Raw genomic sequence first — 25848 nt, 5'->3', positions numbered from 1 at the left:
AAAACATTAAATATTACTTGGTGGCTTATGCCTGTTATTGAAAACAACATGGCAGTCATGTAGATTCAACAAAAAAAAGCCCTACTAATAAGTCAAAAGGACATTTATGAGACGGATTTTAGGGGCCATTTTGGCCTTTTATTCTTTATTTATTTCTGCAAACGATCAGCTTCCCCTCGATTATTTTATCAAGCACGGTGATTACCTCGATCTTCAGCTCTCCCCAGACGGCAAGCATTTAGCTGCGCGGGTACGGGCAGACAACAAAGTTATTCTTGGTGTTTTGTCTACAGATACTATGGCGATTGTCGGCGGGATTCGTCCTCAAAATAACGACATTATCCATAGTGTCACGTGGGTAAATAGTGAGCGCCTTTTATTTGAATATGCTGAAAAGCAATTTTCTTATGATAGACCAGTACCCACTGGTGAGCTTTTCGCTATGAATGTTGATGGCAGTAAAACAGAAATGCTTTATGGCTATAGAGCAGGAGATGCAAAACTAGGCAGCCGTTTATCAAGTCGAGATGATGTGTTGGCCAGTCAAGAGGTGCTAAGCCTTTTAGAAAATGATGAAAGACATATTTTAATCACTGAATATCCATGGGATAAGCAAGGCGATGTTTACTATGACAACCGAGTAAAACAGCCCATCATTAGTAAGTTAAATATCTCTACAGGTAGAAAGCGAAAAGTAGACGTGCTGCCGCACAACCGCAGCAGCGCGTTGGCAACAAAAGATGGCCAGGTTCTATTTATGCGTTGGCAGGATGAAAGCGGCATCTTCCACGCAGCATATCGAGATAGCAACGACAGTGAATGGAAAAACTTAGGCGATGCGTTTAGCGTAGCTCAAAACCTAATTCCACGAGGCTTAAGTGAAGATGAGAAGTTCGTTTATTTATCAGGCTTTACTGGTGAAGAGGTTATTTATACCTACTTTAAGCTAGACCTTGAAAGTGGAGAGTACACTGAAATTTTTGACTCTCACGCTACCGATATCGAGCAAGTATTATATGACGAAAATGGTATGCCTGCAGTGGGCGTCACTTACCCGAATAAGTCTGAATATGTGTACGCGAAAGAAGAAAGTAGAACACGAAAAATTCATAAGCTATTAGCCGACGCTTTTGGCGATCAAACTGTTGCCATTGCTAGTCATACAAGAGATTGGAAAACACTACTTGTACATGTACGCAGCGATGTAAACCCCGGTGAGTACTACCTATTCGATAGTGAAACGCTAGATGCGCAATTTATATGGGCAAACAGCTCGTGGATAGACCCTAGATTACTAGCGCCGATGAAGCCGATTAGCGTTGAAGTATCAGATGGCGAAACAATTAATGGCTACCTGACCCTTCCAAAGCAATCAAGTGAGGAAAAGCCTCCTTTAGTGGTGATGATCCACGGCGGTCCACATCAAAGCGGTACCAGAGATTTCTGGGACTACAACAGCGAAACGCAGTTTTTAGCCAGCCGTGGTTACGCGGTTTTACAAGTGAACTTTCGCGGCAGTGATGGTTATGGAGAAAGGTACAAGAAGTTAGGTTATCGCGAGTGGGGCGGTAAAATGATTGATGATATCAACGACTCTGTGAAATGGGCTATCGATAAAGAGTACGTAGATGGAAACAACGTTTGTGCATACGGAGCGAGTTACGGTGGATACGCGGCGCTGATGTCTGCGGTAAAAGAGCCAGACCTTTACGAGTGTACAATTGGGTATGTGGGCATCTACGACTTGCAATACATGTTTACAGAAAGTGATATCCCTAATAACTGGGGCGGTAAAGCGTATTTAAAGCGTGTATTGGGCAGCGACAAAGAGCAATTAAAAGCCTACTCGCCCTTGTACCATGCAGATAAAATCAAAGCGAATGTAATGCTTATTCATGGGTCTAAAGATAGACGAGTGCCAGAAATTAACTCAGAAGCACTGTCTCAAGCGCTTATCAGAGCAGGTAATCCGCCAGAGTATCTTCAATATTCTCAGGCAGGCCACGGTGTGTTCGATGAGGAAGATAGGCGAGAGCTCTATCAGGGGTTAATTAACTTTCTGGATAAAAACTTAAAGAGCTAGCACGCTCTTATTGAAAAAAACGCCCCATGAGGGCGTTTTTTGATCCTGGCCTCTTATTACCTAGAGGACGATAGGTGACCCTTATTGCTTTTTTTTGGGGGAGGGGTTTTTAAAATAGTCCCATAATGCTTCTATATGTTCAGGGCCAATTCCGCAGCAGCCTCCAACGATCGACGCTCCCGCGTTAACCCACGTTTTTGCATAATGTAAGTATTGTTCTGGGGTTACATCGTTGCGCAGTGATGAAAGCAATGCATTAGCCTCATGTTGACGGTTGCGCTCAGAGAAGCTGTTGGCGTAGGCACCGATACGTATGCCACTGTTCATTTCACGGGTTATAGCAATGGCGTCTTCCATTTCTTCTGGTTGAGAGCAGTTAAATAAAACTGCATCAACACCATCAAGTGTTGCAGCAATGTGGGCTAGTGGCTCTTCAGAGCGAAGCTTTGGCGTTTCTGAGTCGCTGTGTCTATTGGCAAGAGAAAAAGAAAGCCAAATAGGTAAAGTAGAATATTCTCTTAGCATAGAGACAACGGCATTGGCTTCTTCAATTGACGATACGGTTTCAATTAACCAAAAATCCACGTCATCTTGCTGGCCTTTTATCAAGGGACGTAAAATGTTTTCAACCTGACTTTTATCAAATAAATCGGGGCGATATGAGCCAAATGCAGGTGGAATGCAGCCGGCAAGTAGCGGTGTGTTTTTTTCTTGTGCGTCCTGCTCAGTGACAAACGCGTCTATTTCTTGTCTCGCAATACGAGCGGCTCGTTGAGCTAAAGAAAGACTTTGCCCTTGAAATGCGTCGTCACCAATATGAAAAGGCACAATCGCATAGGCATTGGTTGTGATTATCTGAGCGCCGGCATCTAAAAAGTGGCGATGAACTTGCGCTACTTTTTCAGGGGACTGCATAAGCGATAGCGCGGACCACTCGGGCTGCTTGAAGGGAGCGCCCACACGCTCTAGTTCTCGCCCCATTCCGCCGTCTAAAATGTCTATGTATTCAAAGGGGTCTGTCATAACTCGCTCTTCAATAATAATTTGCAACTAAAGGAAGGTTTGCGCTTCCAATGGATTGAGCTTTTGCTCCCACTAGCCCTTCTATGATGCGCGGCGATGTAATGCCTCGCATGTCTCGTTTGGCAATTTCATTTTTTGTTTGCTCAACAAGTCGCGTTTTAACCCTCTTAGGTAGCGCACCGTCAATGATAACGCCATCAATGTCAAGTAAGCTCATCGCGCATTGTGCTGCATAAGCAAGACCTTGCGCTGCAGAGTAAACCCAATTATCAATCACGCTCTCTTCTATGTTCCAGTACTCGGTAGAGCTGTAAATTTGCCTGCCCTCTGCGCCAGTATTATCAAGCGTATTTTCTAAAACATATAATGAAGACTGTGTTAAAAGTTGATGTTCCTCATTGCCGTTAAAAAATGGTAAAGAACCTACCGCGCCGGCATTTCCCGATCTTCCCGTAAAAAGTGTGTCGTTAATAACCACACCACCGCCAAGAAATGTACCTACAAATAAATACAAAAAGTGCGAGAAATGGGCTGCATTACCGAATGACATTTCTGCACTGCATGCGGCTGCCGCGTCATTGCGAACGAATACTGGCAAAGAAACAAGAGATTCTAGTGCTAATGTCGGGTTGAATTGCTTCCATTGTTCTAGCATTTCTTTCGGTGCCCCGGCTTCTTCTGCCCAAGTCCAAATTTCGAAGGGCATGGCCACACCTAACCCGCGAATTCGAGGTAAATGGTCAGCAGCAATGTTTTTCGTCAACATGTTAATAGCGCGTTCTGTAAACGACATAAGCGTATCAACCGTTGGATAAGCCACCTTTTCTTTGACGGTAGCGCGAACATTTCCACAAAGATCTATAAGGGTCATATCAAAACTGCGTCGACCTACTTTTAAGCCTAGGCCAAACGCGCCGTCGGCATTAAGGCTGAAAGGCACCTTTGGTTGCCCTACTTTTCCCTTAATTGGTGCATTGCGTAACACCAAACCGTCGCTTTCTAACTTTTTAATAATTACCGTGGCAGATTGTGCAGAAAGGCCAGTTAATTCAGCTATTTGAGCTTTTGGTAACTCTTTATGCTTATTAATCAGCGAGATGATGGCCCGTTCATTGTCCGAACGATTATCTGCCAAATGTGTTGCCATAGTTAACTTGCTCTCTAGTGTAAAAGTAGTTGTTCAATGAGAATTATTAAAACATTGAAGTTTGCTTTGGGTGTGAGTTTTACCTGGTGATGTTAAATAAAAATAAGGCTTTCCCATCGCGTTTGTTAACACAGTTTACGGCGAAAAGTTTGACACACCCAACAGTGCTCGTGAACCAGAATGTAACCTATAAACACCAATGGGTCACTAATCTTCACCTAAAGTATACAATTTTTGTTGTCTTTATTTTAATTAAGTCAATTAGGTTGATTTAATTAAAAAGAAAGACAATACTATGCCCAATTGAATAACTAATTAACGACTTATTAACGTAAAGTGCGATACGTGAAGTGTGCACTATGGTTGTATGTATAACGAATAGAGTGAGGCTGGTATGAAAATATTATGTTTAGGTGAAGTACTTATCGATATGTTAAGCCAAGGTGCGGCGCCAAAAGACGGTGACATACCGGCAATGAAGCCCTTTCAACCCTATGCAGGTGGTGCGCCAGCCAATGTTGCTGTGGCAGTTGCGCAGCTCGGTGGACACAGTGCTATGGTATCAAAAGTGGGTGATGATACCTTTGGCGCTTTTTTAAAAGAAATGCTTGAGCATTATAAAGTTAATACCGATTTTGTATGGACTACCTCACAAGGCAATACAGCATTAGCGTTTGTGAACCTAGATGAAGACGGTGAGCGTTCGTTCGACTTTTATGTGGATAATGCAGCGCATAAACACATTACCGAGCAAGACCTGTCTACTATCGACTGTAATAAAGATGCGGTACTGCACTTTTGCTCAGGCTCTCTTGCCGGTCCAGAGTTAATACCGGGTACGGAGTTTATTTTAGACAAGGCGCGCCAAGAGGGCATGATGGCGTGTTTAGATATCAATTACCGCCCTGCTTTTTGGGACGACACGGCTAATGCACCTTCAAGAATAGATGCGGCAGCGAAACGAGTTTCCATTTTAAAGGCAAGCCGTGAAGAGCTCGACGAGCTATACGGTGCAGAAAATGCTGATGCGAAAGTACAACAATGGCTTGAGAGCGGCGTAAAAGTGGTATTGGTGACTGACGGCGGTGAGCCTATTCACTACATCACGACATCATTTAGCGGCACGTTAGCGTCGCCCAAAATGGATGTTAAAGATACAACGGCGGCAGGCGACTCCTTTATCGGTGGGTTCCTTTATTACCTATCAACCAAAGTTAAAAATGCTGACGAATTTGATAGCTGGGCATCAAGTTTTGAAAATGTAAGCGAGGCCACTGAGTTTGCGATTCGCTGTGGTGCATTTACCGTAACTCAATACGGCGCGTTTAGTGCATTGCCTACTCAGCAAGATATCGCGAAATAGCAAAATAGCCAAGGTAACAGCGAAGCTAACGGCTAAGCCGATAGACAAGCTGAGCGTTAAACAAGCGAAGCGCTAAATGAGCGAAGCGCTAAATGAGCTAAGCGCAGAATATGTAAAGCGCCAAGCAACGCAACAAAGAGCCTGTTACGCTACTACGTAACAGGCTCTTTTAATTAACGCTCTATCAGTTGTTTTAGCGCGTCTAAGGTATCTGCTTCATTCGCAGGTTTGTCCCAGCGTATCCGATGAATTCGCGGGAAGCGAAGGGCCACTCCCGACTTATGACGACTGGAAGGGTGCACTGCATCAAAAGCGACTTCGAAAACCAGCTCTTTTTTCACTTCTCTTACCGGACCAAACCGGCCAACCGCATTGCGTCGCACCCAATTATCTAATTTTTTCAATTCTTCGTCGGTAAACCCTGAATAAGCTTTGCCAATAGGCAGTAATTGCTCGCCTTCCCATGCGCCAAAAGTAAAGTCTGAATAAAAGCTTGAACGTTTTCCGTGTCCTCGTTGCGCGTACATGATCACCGCATCTACTACTAAAGGGTCTCGTTTCCACTTATACCACTGGCCTTTAGGTCGACCGGGCACATATGTACTGTCGAGTCGTTTAATCATTAGCCCTTCAACCGATCTGTTGTCGCAAACCGTGTTATGAAGGGCGCGCAAACTTTCGGGCGATGATGCACGTAAGGTGTTAGATAAAAATAGCCGAGGCGGCTTCTTTTGCTCAAACCAAGAGGCTAATTTTTTACGCCTAACCTCCAGCGTTAGAGAAGTCAGCTTCTCGCCCTCTAGTACAAGGGCATCGTAAACAATAAGCCCGACCGGGTTTGACTGCATTAAGGGTTTGGTTGGCTTTTTCTTGTTAAGTCTTTGCTGCAGCGCATTAAACGTATCAACGATAGGTTCTGATGTAGACGAACTGCTGGTCATATCTGATGGACTGGCGGTAGCCTCCTCGGTATTGTGAATAACCAGTAGCTCGCCATCGAGCACCATATTTCCGCTCATTGCGTCCAATAAATCAGGGAATGAGTGACTGATATCGTCGCCAGTTCTAGAGAACAGCGCCTTTTCGCGCTCTTGTTCATCAGCGGAATTGGTTGCGAGCTTTTCACTTTCTTTATCCTTACCAGCAAGCTCGGTACTCACCGCAAGCTGTACGCGAATTCCATCGTACTTATTTTCAATTTGCCAAACGTTGGCATCAAAGGTGTCGATATCATTGTCTTCAATGGGGTGAGAAAGCATGACGGGATGAAACGTGACGGCATTTTCTATATCAGGCTTGTCAGCCTTCCCTTCTAACCACTGAAGAAGCTCGGTATACGGTGGGTTTACAGCGTGCCATAAGGTTTCTATCTCTTTAATATCTTTGTTGCCGTAGTCAGCCAATATTTGCTTTATTGAGCGTGCTGATACGCCAATGCGCAGCCCTCTAGTGCCTAATTTCAGCAGTGCCCAGCGCTGGGACGGTGTCATCATGGTTAAGTATTCGGCCAGCGTTGCAGACACTTTTTGTTTAGATACAGTAGCAAAAGTATCTACAATACTATGCAGAGACGGTAAGGGTGACACAGGGCTATTGAACGGCCATAGATGCGCAACGGTTTCACTCACTTCACCCACATAATCGTAACTCATCGCAAATAGGGCGGGGTCGGTATGCTCGGTAATCAATTTTTTCACGGTATTGCGTTTAAAAAAGTCAAATCGCAGGGTGCCTGCCATGGCCGCAATAGCCCAGCCTCTATCTGGGTCTGGCGTATTTTCAATATAGTCTGCAATAAGCTGCGCTTTTGCTTTCGTTCCAGCGGTAAAGTACAGCTGCTCTAACAGGTTACTAAACGCCTCCATTAATCACCTCCTTGTTCTTCCTCGTCATAGCCCACCAATGACAATGCTCGGGCTTTAAACCCCATCTTTTCAGCTTGATACATCAGCGCATCTTCTCTTCCGTGAGTCACCCACACCTCTTTCGGGTTGACTTCCTCGATAGTTCTAAGTAGTTCAGGCCAATCACAATGGTCGGAAATAATAAGAGGGAGTTCGGCATTTCGCTGCTTCGCGCGGGCGCGAATTTGCATCCAGCCCGATGCCATCACCGTGCGCACATTAGGAAGACTTCGCGACCATCTATCTGCCAATGCAGAAGGCGGAGCAATCACAATTTCTCCCGCGAGCTCTTTTTTATCGTCAACCTGCGAGACGGGAATAAGTTCGCCAAGGTCAATATCAAACTGTTGGTATAAATCGCATAACTTCAATTGAGCGCCATGCAGATAAATAGGCTTGTGGTAGCCTGCCTCTCTAAGCGCAATAATTAAACGTTGGCACTTGCCTAAGGCATAGGCGCCTACCAAGTGACACCGAGTGGGGAATACCCGCAGTGAGTGAAGCAATTTCTCTATTTCGTTCTCAATGGGTGGGTGTTCGAAAACAGGCAGTCCAAAAGTAGCCTCGGTAATAAGCACATCGCAAGGTACCACCTGAAAAGGCGGGCAGGTGGGGTCGTGACGTCGTTTATAATCGCCAGATACCACCACGCTATAGCCACCGTATTCTAAGAGTATTTGCGTAGAGCCTAATATATGGCCCGCGGGATAAAAGGTTACCGTCACACCATTAAAGGTGAGCTTTTCACCTAATGCTACAGTGTGTTGTTTTTCGGCCATATCCTCGCCGTAGCGAGTTTGCATAATGGCTAGGGTTTCTACGCTGGCATATACCGTATGGTGTCCTGCCCGCGCATGATCAGCATGGCCGTGAGTCACTAACGCTGTGTCTACTTCGGTCATGGGGTCGATGTAAAACCCACCCGGTTCGCAGTACAAGCCAGTATTATCAGTTTTTAACCATGTTGATGGATGCACAGGCAGCGTTTCCCTCTGTATTTGCAATAAATGTACATACGACAGAAAAGATAAAGCGACCACTTAGCCTGCACAGCTCAAGTTTTTACTTCGCCCAACAGGCCCTAATGTTTATCAAAGAAGTCTTTGTTGCGAATGTATTTATGCATGTAGTGATATGAGATGGGGGAAATCAGCCACTGAGAAATAACCCGATATAGCCGCCATATAGGCTTGGCGTTGTCGTAAACACGCTCGTTATGTAACCAAAGCGAGCGTCCCAGGTGTTTAAACAACCCCGGAATAGGTGGGAGGAAGGTGACGATATCTAGGTCACAAACAACTCTAAATGTGCGGTGATGAAGTAAGTAATGCTTAAAGAATCGACGATAGCTGGTAGAAGGTTGACCAAAGGTGACAACGCGGCGCACACTTTTAGGAAATGCCAATTCAAGGCGCTGCGCTGCTAGCACCGCCATGGCACCGCCGGAAGAATGCCCAGTAAATGTTATGCGCTTGCCCGCGCAAATAAGTGGTGCCAATTTGGCTTCGATATCTTCATATATACTGAGCGTTGCGCTGGTTTTTTTATTGTCAGCAGGCAAGGAGATAGTAGTCTGACTTTTTTGATTGAGCAGAAGCTGATAACCAAAATGAACATAGCCGTTGTGCTTTGACTTATCTTTAAAGTTTCCCTTTGCTTTACTTGGGAAAATACAAAAGTTGAGTAACCAATCTCGAATAGATTGGGTGCCCCTAAACAGCACGATAACTTCTTTTTTCTTTGGGCGGCAGAGAATGCGTGCCACTACGGTGCCCCGTGAATCGCACACAGCATGGTGCTCATGGGCTGAAAAGCCCAGTGATGAATAGTCAAATTCTTTCGGATATGCCAACTTACACAGTACGGCATAGCGTTCGTACTGATACCGCTTAAGTTTCTTCAATGGCTAATGTCTTTCACATGCATTCATTTGGTTGACGTACGTATTACGCCGCCTTATTTTTCGAATCAAGGTGTCTAAGGTCTAATTCAGACACCGTTTCTTGTTTGGTATACACAACCCAGTCTATTAGCTGCAAGTTTCCGGCGTTGTCTTCAACTAGCGCAGAGCAATTTTCTATCCAATCGCCGTCGTTCACATAATGAATTCCATTCACCGTATCTGACTCCGGGTGGTGAATGTGGCCGCAAATGACGCCGTCAAGCTGTAGTTCTTTTGCCCGCTTAGTAGTAGCGTTTTTGTACCGTGCTATGGCCTTATTTGCGCCTTTCACTCGCTGCTTAATGTAGCCTGCTAACGACCAATAGCTTTGTTTTCTCCAGCTTCGCAGCAGGTTAAACCAACGGTTTGCAAATAGCAGCGCATCATAGGCCTTATCGCCAATCCAGGCGTGAAAGCGGCCTAAAGTCACATCGCCATCACATTGATCGCCATGCAACACCAAGTAGCGCTTGTTCGCTGCGGTTTCATGCACGTACTGGCGCTTTATCTCTATATCGCCAAACTGCATTCCTGAATACTTTTGTAAGGGGGCATCGTGATTGCCCGGCAGAAAGATGACTTTTGTAGATTCATGACTAAGCTGGATAACTTTATGTATCACTTCATTGTGCGCATCTGGCCAACGAAACTGTTTGCTCATCGACCACATGTCTACAATATCGCCCACTAGGTAAAGCCTGTCGCAGGTCATATTGTTGAGAAAGTGAAGAAGAAATTCTGCTTTGCAGTCTTTGTTGCCAAGGTGTGTATCTGAGATAAAAACGCTTCTGAAGTGAGGAGCCTTAATCATTGAAATGCTCAAATAATCATTTGGTGTGGGCATACCCTAACCAATCAACTTGACAGTTAATTGACACCTTCATGACGATATCGTTACGGTGCTGTTCTGAAGTGAGGGCACTGCATCAATGGAGGACAGCAGGCCGCGACAGCAGTTCGTTACAACAGCTCGTTACAACAGTCGCCTACAACAGTAAGGTGAGAGCTCTCTCGTTAAAGTACTTTTATTTAAATGCTTTCGTTTAAATGCCTTCTTTTGTTTGCAAGAACGCGAAAGTGCATGAGGATTGAGGAAGTTAGCCCGTGCAAATAAACCTAACTGGGTAACCTGCGTATAACGAGTAAAAAATGGAAGTAAGTTAATTAATGAAATCAGTACCTCCTGTATTTGCCAAGTGGTTTAAAAAGAAAGGGTGGCAGCTTCGCGATTATCAGCGGGATATGCTTGTTGAAAAAGACCAGCATGACTGCACCTTGCTTATTGCACCCACAGGAGCGGGAAAAACATTATCAGGCTTTCTACCGAGTCTAGTAGAGTTAGATGCGTTGCTGAGCACGTCAAACTTCACGGGGCTGCACACCTTATACATCTCTCCCCTAAAAGCGCTCACCCAGGATATCCATCGCAACTTGCTGCAGCCTATTGAAGAAATGGGGTTGGGTATTAGCGCAGAAACGCGAACCGGAGATACACCTTCCCACAAACGTCAGCGCCAGCGTAAAAAGCCCCCGCATATACTATTGACCACGCCTGAATCGCTGATGTTAATGCTGAGCTATGCTGATGCGGATAAACTATTTGGCAACCTGAAGCGGGTGATCATAGATGAAACCCACAGCTTAATGGCAAATAAACGTGGGGACTTCTTGTCATTAGCGTTAGCCCGGCTATCTATTTTATCGCCAGCCATGCAGCGTATTGGTCTATCAGCCACCGTGGCCTTCCCTGAAACACTTGGCGCCTGGCTAGCAGGGAGCGACAGTACAGCCAATATTGTTAAAGTAAAGGCAGGTGAGAAGCCCAAAGTAGAAATGCTGCATTCAAAAGCACGAATGCCCTTTGGTGGGTTTATGGCGCGCTATGCCATTGATGATATTTATCAGGCAATAGAAAAAGCGAAAACCACGCTGGTGTTTGTTAATACCCGAGCGCAGTCGGAATTGCTGTTTCAAATGCTGTGGGAAGCCAACAAACTGGCACTGCCTATTGCCCTTTACCACGGCAGTTTAAGCAAAGAGCAACGTCGCAAAACCGAAGCTATGATGGCAAGCGGTATGCTTCGCGCTGTAGTGTGTACATCCGCCTTAGAGCTGGGCATAGACTGGGGCGATGTGGATAAGGTAATACAAGTGGGGGCGCCGAAAGGGGTAAGCCGATTATTGCAGCGTATTGGGCGAGCAAATCACCGACTAGATGAACCTAGTGAAGCGCTGCTAGTTCCTGCGAATCGCTTTGAAGCGCTAGAATGTCAGGCTGCAATAGATGCTATTAACAAAGGTGAGTTAGATGGCGATGCCCCGCACTCGGGGGCGCTGGATATTATTCCCCAGTTTATTTTGAACTGTTTGTGCAGTCAGGCTGATAAACCTGACACCTTGTACCAGCAAATTCTTAACGCCACCCCTTATCAAGGGTTAGACAGAAGCGATTTTGATAAACTATGGCAGTTTACATTAGATGGCGGCAGTGCCCTTAATGCCTACGAGCGCTATCAGCGGTTATTAGAGAACGACGACGGTACGTTTGCCCCAGCGAATCGGCGGGTGATCCAGCGGCACAGGCAAAATATTGGCACGATTGTGGAATCTGGCCGTCTTAAAGTTAAACGAATACGCCGTGGTAATCAGGGCAAAATTATTGGTGAAGTGGAGGAGTATTTTGCTCAGCAGCTTACCCCAGGTGATACATTCTACTTTGCCGGTGAAATACTGAAATACGAAGCAATAAGAGACATGCAGCTTCACGCGAAGCCTGCCAAGGCAAAAGAGCCTAAAATACCGAGTTACGGTGGCGGGCAAATGCCGTTGTCTACGTATTTAGCCGATGGCGTGAGAGGGATTTTAGCTGATAGCTCGAAGTGGAAAGCACTGCCTAAACAAGTTCAAGAATGGTTAACCCTGCAAGAGGCTTTCTCTCAACTGCCTAAGCCCGGTAATGTATTGGTAGAGCAATTTCCATTTCGACAAGCGTATTACACATTGTATTACACCTTCGACGGACGAAAGGCTAACCAAACCCTTGGCATGTTGTTAACCCGTCGTATGGAAAAGATGAGTATTAAACCCCTTAGCTTTAGCGTTACTGACTACGGGCTATCAATAGCGTCGGTGAACCCAATTACACAGCAGCAGCTTCAGCGCTTGTTCCAGCCCGATATATTGGGCGACGAATTAGAAGACTGGATGCTGCAGGCACCTATGCTAAAACGGTCGTTTCGCCAGGTTGCTGTGGTGAGCGGGCTCACAGAGCAGCGCTATCACGCCAGTCAAAAAACCATGAAGCAGGTAACGTTTTCGACAGATTTAATTTACGACACCTTGCGTGAGCACGACCCTGACCATATTTTATTAAAAGTGGCGAGAGAGGACGCAGAGCGAGAGTTGCTAGATTTATCCAGGCTGGCAAACTTACTTATTCGCTATGTTGATAGCGCGACCTTGGTCAATTTAGAAAAAGTGTCTCCCATGGCTATTCCCATTGTGCTGAATGTTCGTAGTGAACAAATAAAAGGCGCAGGGGCTCAGGCAATTATAGAGCAAGCAGATTTGTACGCTGAGGCTGAAAACATGCTAGAAGACGTACGCGCACTGCTTTCGCAAACACAATAATAGGTATTCATTGGCAATCAGCGACAGTTGGCTAACGACTCAGTTAGCAAAAAGAAAACTCAGTATAACCAAATTTGCAGGGCTTCTGTGGGTGCTAGATGCGAGAGGCGTGGCGTATTTGCCGGCGCTTGATTGGCTGGTGGTGTCAGATTTGCATTTGGAAAAGGGAAGTTACTTACGAAGTTATGGTAACCCGCTGCCAAGTGTAGATTCGCAAGCAACTCTTAAGCGCCTAGCGCGTATTATTCAAGACTATCAGCCGGCAAGAGTCATTAGTTTAGGCGATAGTTTTCACGATAAGCACAGCATGGCTCGAATGACAGCTGAAGACCGCGTCTTTCTATGTAATTTAGTATCGCAAGTGACGCAGTGGAGCTGGGTAGAGGGCAATCACGATCCTGACTTGCCAGAGGGTATCCCTGGTGAAGCTTGTGAGGAGATACATCTTAACAAAGAGGGAGCTTATGATGTGGTGTTTCGTCATGAGCCCGAAGCTGGTTTAGAAAATAGTTTAGAAAGCAGCACAAAAACTGGCAGTAGGGCGCAAATTATTGGTCATTTTCACCCTAAAATGCGAACCGCAATCTCACGCAGACGCTACTCGGGAAAGTGCTTTATATCAACGAGTAAGCTATTTGTTATGCCAGCCTTTGGTCAATTCACCGGCGGCCTAGACATCGAGGATGAGGTGATGCTGGCACTGCTGGCAAAAAACGAAAGGAATACGTTTATGATGTACGACGGTATTATTTTTAAAACATAGCGTTTAAAGCATCGCATTTAAAACTCAGCAAAAATGGGGTCAGATTACAATTTAGAAGCTGCTTCCGCTCAGAAAAAATGCACTCTGACCCCCATTATGTTTGGGTTAGTCGCGCCAGCGTCTTGTTAGGTCATCATAGGCATCTATGCGACGGTCACGGAAGTAAGGCCAAATACGCTTAACCTGCTCGGTACGTTCCATATCAAGCTCGACTGATAGTGTAGTTTCACCCTCTGCATCGGCCTTTGCCAGTATTTCACCCTGCGGGCCTGCTACAAAGCTCTGCCCCCAGAACTGAATACCTGGGTCGCCTTCAACAGGTGACGCTTCAAAGCCAGTACGGTTCGCTACGATAACCGGAACTGAGTTAGCCACAGCATGCGAGCGCTGAATGGTTTCCCACGCGCCATGTTGACGGGTGCGCTCCTCGGAAGTGTCGTTCACATCCCAGCCAATTGCGGTGGGATAAAACAACAAGTCTGCACCGGCCATAGCCATAAGACGGGCCGCTTCTGGATACCATTGATCCCAACACACAAGTACACCCAACTTTCCAACACTCGTTTGTATGGGTTCAAAGCCGGTGTCGCCCGGCGTGAAGTAAAACTTCTCGTAAAAACCCGGGTCATCAGGGATATGCATCTTGCGATATTTCCCGGCAATCTCCCTACTTCTATCAAAAACGACCGCGGTGTTGTGATAAAGCCCTGAGCCACGCTTTTCAAAAAGAGAGGTAACCAAAACGATGTTGTGTTTTTCAGCGAGCTCACCAAAAAAGTCCGTCGCCGGTCCTGGAATTGGCTCTGCTAAATCAAAGGCGTCGGTGTCTTCTTGCTGGCAAAAGTATAAGGTGCTGTGCAGCTCTTGTAGCAAAATGCATTCACAACCTTGCTCGGCAAGTTTAGCCACTTGCTCAGCACTTTTGTTCCAATTTGTCGCTTTGTCGTTATCGCTTACAGCCTGCTGCACAAGGCCCACTTTTAACTTATTTGGGGGCATGTAGTGATACTCCTTTCCTTAATGACTCAATGATGTCGTCTTTCAACGTATTTTTTGGCACTTGCATAGAAATGCAGTGCAAACTGCCGTATTGCTTTACGAGTACACGACAATCAATTGGTTCAACAATGTAATTTGGAAACGCCTTTTGAATAACATTAATCGCTTCCCTGTCTTCGTCTTGCCCGTAAATAGGGAGCAAAATAGCGCCGTTGCAAATGAGATAGTTAGCATAAGAGGCGGGTAATCTATCGCCGTCCTCGTTGTTGATGAGCGGTAGCGGTAGGCGGTACTGCTGATGCTCTGGAAGTGCACAGGCGCATTCTTCGCAAAGTGCCTTCAACCCTTCAAAGTGACTGTCATCAGGGCGATTATCACACGCTTGAATGACTAGGCCTGTATTAGGCGTAAATCGCACCAACGTATCAACGTGACCGTCGGTGTCATCACCTTCAAGATGTCCGTGTTGTAATACGGTAACCTTGCTACACCCCAATATATCGCTGAACGCATCAGCATAAGAAGACAACGGCATATCGCCATTGCGTTTTGGGTTTAACAAACATTGTGCAGTGGTTAGCAAATGCCCTTGATCGTCAATTTCAAGTGCGCCGCCTTCGGCAACAATAGGGCTGCTTCTCAATACTGATTTACACAGAGCGGCCAGGTATCGCTGATTGGCAAGATTGTCGTCTTCAGCGTTAAATTTGTTGCCCCAGCCGTTAAAGCGAAATTCCACCGGCGAGCCGTTTTTGTCGCTATCTAAGCAGGTTATAAACCCATAATCCCGCATCCAGGTGTCGTTATATGTGGCAGGTACAATTAGTACCTTTGCATCAGATGCAAGGCGCGCCGTGAGGTCGTCGATATCGGCGGGTGCACAAAGTAGTATTACCCCTGCATTATATCGGTTTATTGCAGTTATGACGTTGAGATAGGTGTCCCTGGCTTCTTCAAGCCATAGTGCCCAGTCAGTCTGGGCATGAGGCCATGCCAGCATGATAGCGTCTGCATCATGCCATTCTGGCGCCATAGTGCGTGTGCCCTGCATAGTTCATCCAAGTAAACAGTGAAAGGCTAAGTATAACTGTACCGTGCAGTCCTACCAACACTCCGTCTAATAAATTTACGGCGTTGGCTACATGTTACAAAAAGCATCTAACCCACTATTTTTCTCGTTATTCTGAGCCTTTACATCATTTTAAGTGCCTACCACCGTTTAAGTGCAGGGTTTGCCCTGTAATGTAGTCGCTGTTCAGCAGATAGTGCATAGCCTTTACTGCTTCTTGAGCGCCAGGCACTGTCTCAAGTAACGATTTCTTCAATGCTTTTTGTTTATAAGTGTCGTCATCACCTTCATTAAACATGAGAAGGGCAGGGGCAATGCTATTTACCTTTACGTGGGGAGCCAGTTTTTTTGCAAAAGAGAGCGTTAAGTTGTGCAAAGCTGCTTTGCTGGCCGCATAGGCCATATGTTTTTCACTGCCCGTATCCTGTACATAATCTGTCATGTGAATAATGTCGCTAAAACCATCTTGATTTGAAAGCGAATGGGCTAAGGCGAGATTGATACGGTAGGGTGCGAGAGCATGAACATTCATCATGCGGTTAAACAAGCTGTGCTTATCGTCATGGTCTTTTTCTTGTGCCCAATCGGAGGCGTTGTGAATGATTGCGCGATAGCTTTCGCTTGCTGCCTTAATATCATCAATTGCTCGATCAATAGCCTGCTCAGTGCTAAAATCTGCGTATATAGCGGTTGCGCCCTTGTCTTTGAGTTTTTCTATTGTGGGTCGCAGTGTTCTGTAGGTTACGACAACGGCATTACCCTCTTCGAGCAAGCTGTCTGCCATAGCCAGTCCTAATCGCTGACTAGCGCCTGTAATAAGTATAGGTGAGGCCAATGTGTTTTCCTAAATAGTTAATATGTAAGGGAATACGTAAATAGTGTGCCATTGGTACATAACTTGGCAACTATATTAAAAAAAAGTCATTTACTAGCCTAGTCGATCTGTAACGCATTGATGTGCGTAGAAGTTAAAAAAAGAAGTCATATACGGATAATCCAATGTTAGCAAAAGAAGCGGTAATTGTGCGCGACGCACTCGATCCCTCTATATCTGAATCAGCGCAGCGTGTTCGAAACGTATTAGAAGCGAAAGGCTTAGAAACGCCCATGGTGCCTAATGGCCTAAGCGATGAGCAAAAGCGCACGCGTATTGCCAGTGCCATGCGCGACGTAATGGAAACGCTAGGTCTAGATTTGACGGACGACAGCTTGTGCGACACGCCTACGCGCATTGCAAAAATGTATGTGAATGAAATTTTTGGTGGCTTAGATTATAGGAAATTCCCTAAAATCACTGCCATTGAAAACAAGATGCAGATTGACCAGCCTGTACAAGTGTCTGACATTAGTCTAACCAGCACCTGCGAGCATCATTTTGTGACTATCGACGGAACTGCGACAGTGTCGTACATACCAAAAGATACTGTTATCGGTTTGTCCAAAATAAATCGTCTTGTTAGCTTTTTTGCCCAGCGCCCCCAGGTACAAGAACGATTAACACAACAGGTACTCGTGGCTATACAAACGCTAGCGAGAACAGATGATGTGGCAGTGTCTATTAACGCTACGCATTATTGCGTGAAAGCGAGAGGCATTAAGGATACAAACTCGTATACTAAAACGTCGGCGCTAGGCGGTGAGTTTCTTACTGATAAAGACTTGAAACGCAGCTTCTTTTCATAGCGAGCTTTTAAAGCCAGGTTTCAGCACTAGTTTTATCAGCAACACCCATAAATAATACAAAAAGCCGCGTAGTCATTGCTCTATAGGAGCGTTAACTACGCGGCTTTTTTCATAATTATACTATGAATACAGTTTTGAATTTATCGAGCTCGAAAATCGGGGTCTAAGGCGTCAATGACCAAGTTTATCTTTCCGCCAACGCCGTCAGCAGGTGTTAAACTCAGGTGTTTTTTACAGCCACTGCAGGAATCAAATTGTTCGGTATACATGTCTTTGAGTATACCAATTTGAACCGTGTTCGTTGCCCCACAATGTGGGCACATATATTCCAATCCGCTTTCGCCATGCATAATTTTTTCTTTCCCCATAATGATGTCCATATTTCACGCTTTGCGTGATATTTCCGTTGCGTGCTCAGTTTCCCGAGGCACAAAAATTGCGTGATGTATCAATCTTCAAAAGCTTAAAAGTGAAAAGCTATTTTGACGGTGGCGCTTCCTAGCGCAACGTCGCTAAACTAAGGCTCTCACTGAACTAAAGTATAGTGGTATTGGTAATATTTGCCTTAAAAAGTCATTAAAAAAAGGTAAGTGTTTGCTATGTATAATAATAAAAGCGCAGCAGCGATGACTGCTGCGCCCTTATTGTACGCTCAATGTCAGTTAATGCGGCGAATAAAGTAAAAATACTTTTTATTGCGTAATCCAAAACTGTTGGAAAGGACGAAGTGTGACTACCGTCTCATCGCCTTTAAAGGTGCTGTCAGATAGTAAGTCTTTACACGATGTGCCGTTTAGCGTTCTTAGTATCTCACCATCAACTTGCTGTACGTGTTCGCTGAAGTTACTTATTACTAATAATTTTTCGCCGTTTTCATTTTCTCTTAAGAATGCAAAACAGTGGTGATTGCTAGCTTCTAAAATGTAGGTGCGCGCCTTACCAAATACAGCGTGGGTTTTGCGAATTGCCAACATGTGCTGAAGGCCTTTAAATACCTTTAAGCTCGCATCTTCTTGAGGACTTAGCGTACGCTGTACTTTTTCCATGGCCAGTGCAGTGTCTTCAGGGGTAACGGCTATTCTATTTACCCAGCGGTCGTCGTGTTGCTTGGTCACGTCATCGCGATAGCTGTAGTCATTAAGCTTTGCAATCTCATCACTTGAGTACAAAAGCGGTATACCACCAATACTGAATGTAATGCCGTAAAGTAACAACATACGGTTGACTGCTTCCTCAATACCCTTCGCATCATTATTTTGTAGAGCACTTTCCAGTCCACACAGAGACGCGAGAGACCCACAAACGCGACAATCGCCATTCGATGGATTTTCTGCAAACGGCACGCCGTTAGCAAAGCTGCCTTCAAAGCGTCCGGTAAAGAATTGGTTTAAGAAAAAGCGGTGATCATTGCCGTTAATACCAAGCTCCTGTGCCACATCATCGTCGAAGGTCCATCCAATATCATCATGGCAGCGAACATAATTCACCCAAGTGCAATTATCAGAAATAGCAAAGCTCTTTTGCATTGAGCGAGTCAGTAGTCTCGTTTTTCTGGTTGCTAGGCTATTCCAAAGCAGCGCCATAAGAAGTGGGTTATAAGACAACTTACATTCGTCTTCGCCAATGTATTTGTTGACTTCATCGGGGTGCACAATCGCTTCAGATTTAAATACCACCGCAGGTGCCGCTATTTCTAAACAGCAATTAAACGCTTGAATTAAAACGTGGGCCTTGTCTTGGTTTTCGCAGTTAGTCCCCATTTCCTTCCAAATAAATGCAAGGGCATCTAGGCGAAGGGCTGCAGAGCCTATATTAGCTAAAAACAGCATTTCAGATGTAATGGCATTAAATACTTCTGGATTACTGTAATTCAAATCCCATTGAAAGCTGTTAAATGTAGTCCACACCCATTTTTGCATTTGCTCGTTGAAGGTAAAACTTCCTCGACGAACCTGAGGGAATATTTCCCTGAGCGTGGTTTCATATTGGTCGGGTATGGTTCTATCATCATACACATAGTAATAGTTCTGATATTGCTTTTTACCCTCAAGCGCTGCCTTTGCCCAGCGATGCTCGTCAGAGGTGTGATTAAACACAAAATCGAGTACGAGGTTAATTCCCTCTTTGAGCAGAGCGTCAGCAAGCTTTTCTAAATCTGCTGTGGTGCCAAGGGTTGGGTTCACCTTGCGATAATCAGACACAGCGTAGCCACCATCGCTGTCGCCAGCAGGGGCGTCGTAAAGTGGCATTAGGTGAAGATAGGTAATACCCAGTGCTTTGTAGTACGGAATGCGGTCGTGTAGATCGTTAAGGGTGGGGCCCATTAAGTCAACGTAACACGCTAAACCTACTTGTTTTTCGTCGCGATACCATAGCGGTGATTTAAGCCTGTTTTCATCAAGCTTTTTAAGAGCAGGCTTTCTTTTCTTAACCCCATCTCTTAACGTTTCTACTAAATTTTGTAAATGGTAGTAACAATCGTATTGGTGGCCATATACATAAGTGTATTTTTCGAAGAGCGAAGGAAAATGCGCTTCAAGACGTCGGGTGAATAACGTCGCGTCCTTCTTCGTTAGGCCTGATAGATCGGTAGATTCCAAGATGCGGTCTAGGCAAACACTAACGTCAGCGGCATAGTTCATAGGTGGCTCCAAAATGTTACGCAAATCCGTTTTTTCTGTTGCGTTAAAAGAAAGATAAGAATTAACAAGTTTACAGGGATTTTAAATTCTGTTAACTTTTATCTTAAACGATTAAGTTATTTTATCAAATAAACTTACACATTTGTTCATCAAATAGTCTAGTACGTCTAGATAGTGACGGGCGAATAACATAAATTAGCTTGGTTTTAGGCTTTAATAGCAGTATTGATGCGAGACTCACTATGTCCAATCAGGATCAAAATAGCAGAATTATAAGATGGTTAACCTACCTGATGTTTATGATGTTCGCCATGACATCAGATTCGGTAGGGGAAATTATAAAGGAAGTGAAGGTGGCATTCTCTGTCACGAATGCACAAGCAAGCCTTATGCATTCCCTTCCTATGTTGGGCATAGCGTTGTCAGGCCTATTTTTAGGCTTTTTAGCCGACAAAATAGGTAGAAAGCCAACTATTATCATGGGTTTAGCCATTTTTGGTGTGGCGTGCTACAGCTTTTTGGTTGCTGATGATTTTCTGCTTATTGTAAGTTTGATGAGTCTATCTGGCGTCGCTGTAGGTGTATTTAAAACCGGAGCGCTTGCACTTATAGGCGATATTTCCTCATCCACAAAACAGCATACTTCAACGATGAACGGTGCCGAGGCATTCTTTGGCGTTGGCGCAATCATAGGGCCGTTAATCGTCGCTTACTTAATTCATCAAGGAGTGGCGTGGCAGTGGCTTTATGTGATTGCAGGTGGTGTATGTACTGTATTAATTGTAGGTGCACTATTTGTAAAATACCCAAATTATACCCGTGAAAAAAGTGAGAAAGTAAAGCAGGTTTCAGTACTGCAAAGTCTAGCGCTTATAAAGAATCCTTACGCCTTTGGCTTTTCGGTAGGCGCATTTTTATACGTGGCTGCGGAAAGCGCAATATACGTGTGGATGCCTAGCTATTTAGTTTGTGATGCCTCTACACTTCGAGCAACTTACGACTGCTACACAGAAGGCTTCAGCCAAACATTAGCGATTTACTCGGTAACGGCGTTTTTCATTTTACGTGCTGCAGGTCGCTTTGTTGGTATCTGGATGATGTCGCATTTTAATTGGGCACTTGTATTAATGTTATTCAGCGGCGGCATTGTACTTTGCTTTGGTGCCGGACTGATGGGCGGCAAACAGGTAGCGCTCTATTTATTCCCGCTAACGGGGATTTTCATGTCGGTTATTTACCCTACCTTTAATTCTAAAGGAATAAGCTGTTTCCCTAAGCACCAGCACGGCAGTGTTGCGGGAGTTATTCTTTTCTTCACTGCCGCGGGTGCAGCAGCTGGACCCTTTATTATGGGTTTGGTGAGTGATGCTAACGGTGGCGACGCTAAGTACGGGTTTATGGTTGCAACAGCATTTGCCGCTATTTTATTTATCGGCATGGTGTATAACTTTGTTAAAAACCCAACGCAAAAACGCCTAGCCGAAATTGAAGCGTCTGAATACAGCAATTAACGCCGTAAGCTAGCGCTTCAACAAAACGACAACATGGATATTATGAAACACCCCCAGTCATTGGACATTCCAATAACTGGGGGTGTTTTCATTTGGGCCATTTCTATTTGCGCAGACACTTCACGTCACCCACACGCTCTAGAGTCTTCATTTTATTGTATGTAGTTTCAATGTTGTTTATCCTCGGAACATCTCAATTATTGACGTATTTTTTTCACCTATGGACGAACTCAAGCAAGCCCAAGCACTCTACGATACCCTGGTAGAATTTGCAGTAACCTACAGTTTCCAGATGTTTGGCGCTCTGGTTATCTTTTTGGTGGGCTGGTGGCTATCCGCAAAAATAGGTGGCGTCGTCGAGCGCGTGATGATCAGCCGAGATATTGATATTACGCTAAGTCGCTTCACAGGAGGCGCCAGCAAACTGGTTATTCTCGGCATCGTTATCATTATTGCGCTGGGCAATATTGGAATAAGCGTTACGCCGTTAATTGCGGCCATAGGTGCTGTGGGGCTTGGTGCTGGACTCGCTATTCAAGGAATGCTTGCGAACTATGCGGCGGGCTTTACCGTTATCATTACGCGTCCTTTCGTTGTTGGCGATACCATTAGAGTGCAGGGCGTCTCGGGTGTGGTAGACCAAGTAATGCTGCCTTACACCCTGCTTATCGATGAAGATAATGTCACTATTCAAATTCCTAATAAACTGATTGTGGGGGAAGTGCTGCATAATTCTGCTGACAACATGCTTATTGAACTGTCTGTTGGCGTAGCCTATTCAAGTGACGTAAACCGCGTGCTTGCAGTAGTGACAGATGCAGTGAAGTCGGTAGACGGTGTTCCTTCAGACAAGACGCACTCTATTGGTATAGATAATTTCGGCGATAGCAGTATTAATGTTGGGATACGGGTGTTAGCTCCCTCAACGCGCCATTTTGAAATTCGGTATGCGCTGAATAAAGCCGTGTTCGACGCCCTCAAACAGGCGAAGATAGAAATACCCTTTCCTCAACGTGAAGTTAAAATGCTATAGCTTTTTTGGCCTACTGACCTTAAGAAAGCGGTGTTCTTTTGTTTAAAACTGCGCGGTTTAAAACAGCACGGCTCAGGACAACATTGTTCAGAACCGCATTGTTTAGGACATCACTGTTAGAGTGCGACCTCATAGAGTTCTAACGGCAAGCCGTCAGGGTCTTGGAAGAAGGTAAAGCGCTTGTCAGTATATTCATCTACGCGAATAGGTTCACATTCTACGCCTTTGTCCGTTAGTTTTTGGATGGCTGCATCTAGGTCATCTACTTTAAACGCGAGGTGTCTTAACCCTTGCGCTTCAGGCCTAGAAGGTCGAGTTGGAGCACTCGGAAACGAAAATAATTCAATTTGACTGCCGTCGGCAAGTGCAAGGTCACATTTGTAGGAATCTCGGGCTTCGCGATAGTTTTCCGCTATAACGCTAAACCCTAATATCTCTGTATAAAACTGTTTTGAACGCGGGTAGTCACTACAAATAATAGCGACGTGATGAAACCCGTTTAGCATAGCAAACCCCTATGCGCGAAGAACGCGCTAAGTATGTAATGGAGTACAGCGGCGTTGACGGCAACGCCACTGCAGAAGAGCGTTATGGAACTTCCTGGCCGCGAGCGGCTTCTACAAGCGCATACCAATGCTCACGCGATAGCGTCAAGTTATCCGCTTCTTTGCATGCTGCTAGTCTTTCAAGATTGGTCGTGCCAAGCACAGGCTGTATTTTAGCGGGGTGCCTCATAAGCCAACCTAATACAATAGCTTCTGGAGTGGTTTCGTACTCACTCGCTAATCGTTTTACGAGTTCTGCGGTGTTCTTGTCAGTGTCACTATTCGTGGTGGCACCTGTGTAGCGACCCTGGGCAATACTTCCCCATGCTTGCAGTTGAACATTGTTTAGCATGCAGTGTTCAACTGTACCCGATGCATAGCCAACTTGGCGATTGGCAGTGCTATTGGTGGTTATGCCGTCCTCTATCCACTCTCTAAAGCCTAAACTCATTTCGAGCTGATTGGCTACGATAGGCGTCGATAGCGCAGATTGTAAGTAAGCAATTTGGTGTCCGTTCATATTAGACACGCCAATGTGTTTAATCTTACCTTGCTGTTGAAGTGATGCCACACATTCAGCCACCTCATCAAGCTCCATAAGTGGGTCTGGTCGGTGAAGAAGAAGCACATCAATTTGCTCGATATGTAGACGGGACAGAATTCCCTCCACCGATGTGTTTATCCATTTCGCCGAGAAGTCGTAGCGCTTAGGGCCTAAGTTATCTTCAAAACGAATAGCGCATTTTGATTGGATAATCATCTTTTCCCGTAACGCAGGCGATGTTTTTAGCACCTCACCGAAGGCTTTCTCTGCTTTTCCAAACGTATAGATGTCTGCGTGATCAAATACGTTGATGTCTAGCTCTAACGCTTTATTGATAATGGCATGTGTTTCGTTTATGTGGTCTGACGTTACCGGGTTATTGTTCCAGCCACCGCCTAGGCCCATACAGCCGTATACGAGTCTGCTGGCAGATGGGAAATGTGCTTGCATGCCCTTATTAGCATGCTTATTTAAATCGGTACTCAAATCGTTACTCAAAGCGTTTCCTTTCAAAAGTGCGTTCTCCAAAATATGCTTTTTAAATCCTGTCTTCAAAAAATGTGTCTTTAAAAAAGTGTTCTTCAAAAAAGCTGTGACGTATAGAATATGCCGCGTCGGTTACAATATCGCTGTTGCAGGCCTTTTAAAAGCGACGTATCAATAAATAAAGTGACGGCATTAACGCCAATGCTATGAATACGTATGAAATCAGGAAATTAGTATGCGCTTACTACAAAAACTAACACTTGTTACCTTTCTTTGTGTACTGCTATCGAGCTGCACAAGCGTGCCCGATGGCGTGAAGCCCATCACCGATTTTAATCTCAATAAGTACCTTGGGCAGTGGTATGAGCTTGCCCGTTATGATCATAGTTTCGAAGAAGGGCTTTCCCGTGTTACGGCTACTTACTCTATGAGAGATGATGATGGCGTGAAGGTTATCAACCGCGGGTATTCAAAAGAAGCTGGTGAATGGGAGGAGGCAGAGGGTACCGCTTATTTTGTCGATGAGCCCACCACTGCGCACCTTAAAGTGTCATTTTTTGGGCCATTTTACGCAAGCTATATCGTGATGAAGCTCGATAAGGAAAATTATCAATACGCATTAGTAACCGGCCCAGATAGAGAGTATTTATGGTTGTTAGCGAGAACGAAAACATTGCCAGATGCCACTATCGCAGAACTAATGACGTTTGCTGAAAATACGGGCTACGACACCGACAAACTTATATGGGTAGATCAAAACACAGCACTTTAAGGGATAACTTTAGACAACAACTTTAGAAAGTAACTCTAAAAGGACCTGTTGAAGTTCACCTTGAGCAATTTATGCTATTATTGAACACAGTTTATTTTTGAGATGTAAATTGTGCTTCAAGACGCCGTTATAACCAGAGCTGATAATGCTTGCGAACTATGTAAATCCACCTCTGGTACTGAGGTTTACATGGTACCTGAATCACCCGACGACACCGCAGGGTGCGCTATTCTAACCTGTGATACTTGCCGTGCTCAGTTAGAGGGTGAAGCAGAACTTAACCCCGTGCACTGGCGCTGCCTTAACGATGCTATGTGGTCGACAACGCTTGCGGTGCAGGTGGTTGCCTATAGACTGTTGTCTCGATTGAACACCGAAGCGTGGGCGCAAGATGCGCTAGATATGATGTATCTCGATGACGATGCTAAGACCTGGGCCGAAGCTGGCCTTATAGAGCGGGATGCTACACTAGATAGTAATGGCACTGCGCTTGAAACCGGCGATAACGTACATCTTGTTAAAGACCTAAACGTTAAAGGTGCTGGGTTTACTGCGAAGCGGGGTACACCAGTAAGGGGGATCAGCCTTTGTGATAACCCGTTACATATTGAAGGCAAGGTCAACGGCACCCGCATTGTTATAATTGCGGCATACACGAAAAAATCATAGATAATACATTTTTACCACTGGCGTAAAGCACGTTAGAGCG

The 25848-nt window shown here is 45.2% G+C and carries 22 protein-coding genes; 9 read left to right on the top strand and 13 right to left on the bottom strand.

All coding sequences use genetic code 11. From position 1 onward, the window contains the following. Positions 1–106: 106 nt before the first annotated feature. A complete protein-coding gene (locus tag AC27HD_RS13190) occupies positions 107–2083 on the top strand; it encodes an alpha/beta hydrolase family protein (protein WP_235207849.1) in 1977 nt (658 codons plus the stop codon). An 81-nt stretch (positions 2084–2164) separates the two neighbouring features. Here AC27HD_RS13190 and AC27HD_RS13185 read toward each other — a convergent pair whose 3' ends face one another. Together AC27HD_RS13185 and AC27HD_RS13180 are read right to left on the bottom strand one after the other, a co-directional pair. Next, positions 2165–3106 (bottom strand): homocysteine S-methyltransferase family protein, encoded by a 942-nt coding sequence (locus AC27HD_RS13185; RefSeq protein ID WP_032097791.1) that lies wholly within the window; start codon positions 3104–3106, stop codon positions 2165–2167. A gap of 10 nt (positions 3107–3116) precedes the next feature. Beyond that, positions 3117–4253, bottom strand: coding sequence for an ROK family transcriptional regulator (locus AC27HD_RS13180; RefSeq protein ID WP_052010369.1), 1137 nt, complete (start codon positions 4251–4253; stop codon positions 3117–3119). Between the two features lie 394 nt (positions 4254–4647). Here AC27HD_RS13180 and AC27HD_RS13175 point away from each other — a divergent pair, with 394 nt between their 5' ends. Then, positions 4648–5616: a carbohydrate kinase family protein gene (locus tag AC27HD_RS13175; protein ID WP_032097721.1), complete on the top strand. Its 969-nt coding sequence runs from the start codon at positions 4648–4650 to the stop codon at positions 5614–5616. A gap of 173 nt (positions 5617–5789) precedes the next feature. On the opposite strand, the gene AC27HD_RS13170 is transcribed toward AC27HD_RS13175, so the two are convergent. The 4 genes from AC27HD_RS13170 to AC27HD_RS13155 all read right to left on the bottom strand — a co-directional run bounded on the left by AC27HD_RS13170 (position 5790) and on the right by AC27HD_RS13155 (position 10270). After that, positions 5790–7481 (bottom strand): cisplatin damage response ATP-dependent DNA ligase, encoded by a 1692-nt coding sequence (locus AC27HD_RS13170; RefSeq protein ID WP_487106434.1) that lies wholly within the window; start codon positions 7479–7481, stop codon positions 5790–5792. Then, positions 7481–8497 (bottom strand): ligase-associated DNA damage response exonuclease, encoded by a 1017-nt coding sequence (locus AC27HD_RS13165; RefSeq protein WP_487106432.1) that lies wholly within the window; start codon positions 8495–8497, stop codon positions 7481–7483. The genes AC27HD_RS13170 and AC27HD_RS13165 overlap by 1 nt, the downstream gene beginning before the upstream one ends. Positions 8498–8601: 104 nt before the next feature. Then, positions 8602–9423 carry a lipase family protein gene (locus AC27HD_RS13160; protein WP_487106430.1) on the bottom strand — a complete coding sequence of 274 codons (822 nt, stop codon included), beginning with the start codon at positions 9421–9423 and terminating at the stop codon, positions 8602–8604. A 43-nt stretch (positions 9424–9466) separates the two neighbouring features. Further along, positions 9467–10270 carry a UDP-2,3-diacylglucosamine diphosphatase gene (locus AC27HD_RS13155; protein WP_487106662.1) on the bottom strand — a complete coding sequence of 268 codons (804 nt, stop codon included), beginning with the start codon at positions 10268–10270 and terminating at the stop codon, positions 9467–9469. 359 nt (positions 10271–10629) lie between these two features. Here AC27HD_RS13155 and AC27HD_RS13150 point away from each other — a divergent pair, with 359 nt between their 5' ends. Both AC27HD_RS13150 and pdeM read left to right on the top strand, forming a co-directional pair. Beyond that, positions 10630–13092, top strand: a complete 2463-nt coding sequence (locus tag AC27HD_RS13150) for a ligase-associated DNA damage response DEXH box helicase (protein WP_487106428.1) — start codon at positions 10630–10632, stop codon at positions 13090–13092. A 10-nt stretch (positions 13093–13102) separates the two neighbouring features. Next, complete coding sequence (gene pdeM / locus AC27HD_RS13145) at positions 13103–13855, top strand: ligase-associated DNA damage response endonuclease PdeM (protein WP_487106426.1); 753 nt, start codon at positions 13103–13105, stop codon at positions 13853–13855. 105 nt (positions 13856–13960) lie between these two features. Here pdeM and AC27HD_RS13140 read toward each other — a convergent pair whose 3' ends face one another. The 3 genes from AC27HD_RS13140 to folM all read right to left on the bottom strand — a co-directional run bounded on the left by AC27HD_RS13140 (position 13961) and on the right by folM (position 16758). Then, on the bottom strand, positions 13961–14854 hold the full coding sequence (locus AC27HD_RS13140) for a carbon-nitrogen hydrolase (protein WP_487106424.1): 894 nt from the start codon (positions 14852–14854) through the stop codon (positions 13961–13963). After that, on the bottom strand, positions 14841–15905 hold the full coding sequence (locus AC27HD_RS13135) for an agmatine deiminase family protein (RefSeq protein WP_487106422.1): 1065 nt from the start codon (positions 15903–15905) through the stop codon (positions 14841–14843). The genes AC27HD_RS13140 and AC27HD_RS13135 overlap by 14 nt, the downstream gene beginning before the upstream one ends. A 145-nt stretch (positions 15906–16050) precedes the next feature. Further along, positions 16051–16758, bottom strand: coding sequence for a dihydromonapterin reductase (gene folM / locus AC27HD_RS13130; protein ID WP_487106420.1), 708 nt, complete (start codon positions 16756–16758; stop codon positions 16051–16053). A 164-nt stretch (positions 16759–16922) separates the two neighbouring features. Here folM and folE point away from each other — a divergent pair, with 164 nt between their 5' ends. Beyond that, positions 16923–17606, top strand: a complete 684-nt coding sequence (gene folE, locus AC27HD_RS13125; RefSeq protein ID WP_032097730.1) for a GTP cyclohydrolase I FolE — start codon at positions 16923–16925, stop codon at positions 17604–17606. Between the two features lie 140 nt (positions 17607–17746). Here folE and AC27HD_RS13120 read toward each other — a convergent pair whose 3' ends face one another. Continuing rightward, on the bottom strand, positions 17747–17986 hold the full coding sequence (locus tag AC27HD_RS13120; RefSeq protein ID WP_032097731.1) for a hypothetical protein: 240 nt from the start codon (positions 17984–17986) through the stop codon (positions 17747–17749). Positions 17987–18298: 312 nt separating this feature from the next. Further along, the gene (locus tag AC27HD_RS13115) at positions 18299–20248 is read right to left on the bottom strand and encodes an alpha-amylase family glycosyl hydrolase (protein ID WP_487106417.1); all 1950 of its coding nucleotides are present in this window, start codon (positions 20246–20248) and stop codon (positions 18299–18301) included. A gap of 293 nt (positions 20249–20541) precedes the next feature. Here AC27HD_RS13115 and AC27HD_RS13110 point away from each other — a divergent pair, with 293 nt between their 5' ends. After that, positions 20542–21759 (top strand): MFS transporter, encoded by a 1218-nt coding sequence (locus tag AC27HD_RS13110; protein WP_163106144.1) that lies wholly within the window; start codon positions 20542–20544, stop codon positions 21757–21759. A 220-nt stretch (positions 21760–21979) separates the two neighbouring features. Continuing rightward, positions 21980–22792, top strand: a complete 813-nt coding sequence (locus AC27HD_RS13105) for a mechanosensitive ion channel family protein (protein WP_487106415.1) — start codon at positions 21980–21982, stop codon at positions 22790–22792. Positions 22793–22908: 116 nt separating this feature from the next. On the opposite strand, the gene gloA2 is transcribed toward AC27HD_RS13105, so the two are convergent. Next, complete coding sequence (gloA2, locus tag AC27HD_RS13100) at positions 22909–23298, bottom strand: SMU1112c/YaeR family gloxylase I-like metalloprotein (RefSeq protein WP_032097734.1); 390 nt, start codon at positions 23296–23298, stop codon at positions 22909–22911. 82 nt (positions 23299–23380) lie between these two features. Then, positions 23381–24331: an aldo/keto reductase gene (locus AC27HD_RS13095; protein ID WP_487106660.1), complete on the bottom strand. Its 951-nt coding sequence runs from the start codon at positions 24329–24331 to the stop codon at positions 23381–23383. 271 nt (positions 24332–24602) lie between these two features. Here AC27HD_RS13095 and AC27HD_RS13090 point away from each other — a divergent pair, with 271 nt between their 5' ends. Further along, complete coding sequence (locus tag AC27HD_RS13090) at positions 24603–25139, top strand: lipocalin family protein (RefSeq protein WP_487106413.1); 537 nt, start codon at positions 24603–24605, stop codon at positions 25137–25139. 108 nt (positions 25140–25247) lie between these two features. Beyond that, positions 25248–25808 (top strand): PhnA domain-containing protein, encoded by a 561-nt coding sequence (locus AC27HD_RS13085; protein WP_487106658.1) that lies wholly within the window; start codon positions 25248–25250, stop codon positions 25806–25808. Positions 25809–25848: the final 40 nt, after the last annotated feature.

The organism is Alteromonas sp. 4NS20-0143, assembly GCF_057542855.1.
This window is presented reverse-complemented; position numbering and strand designations above follow the sequence as displayed.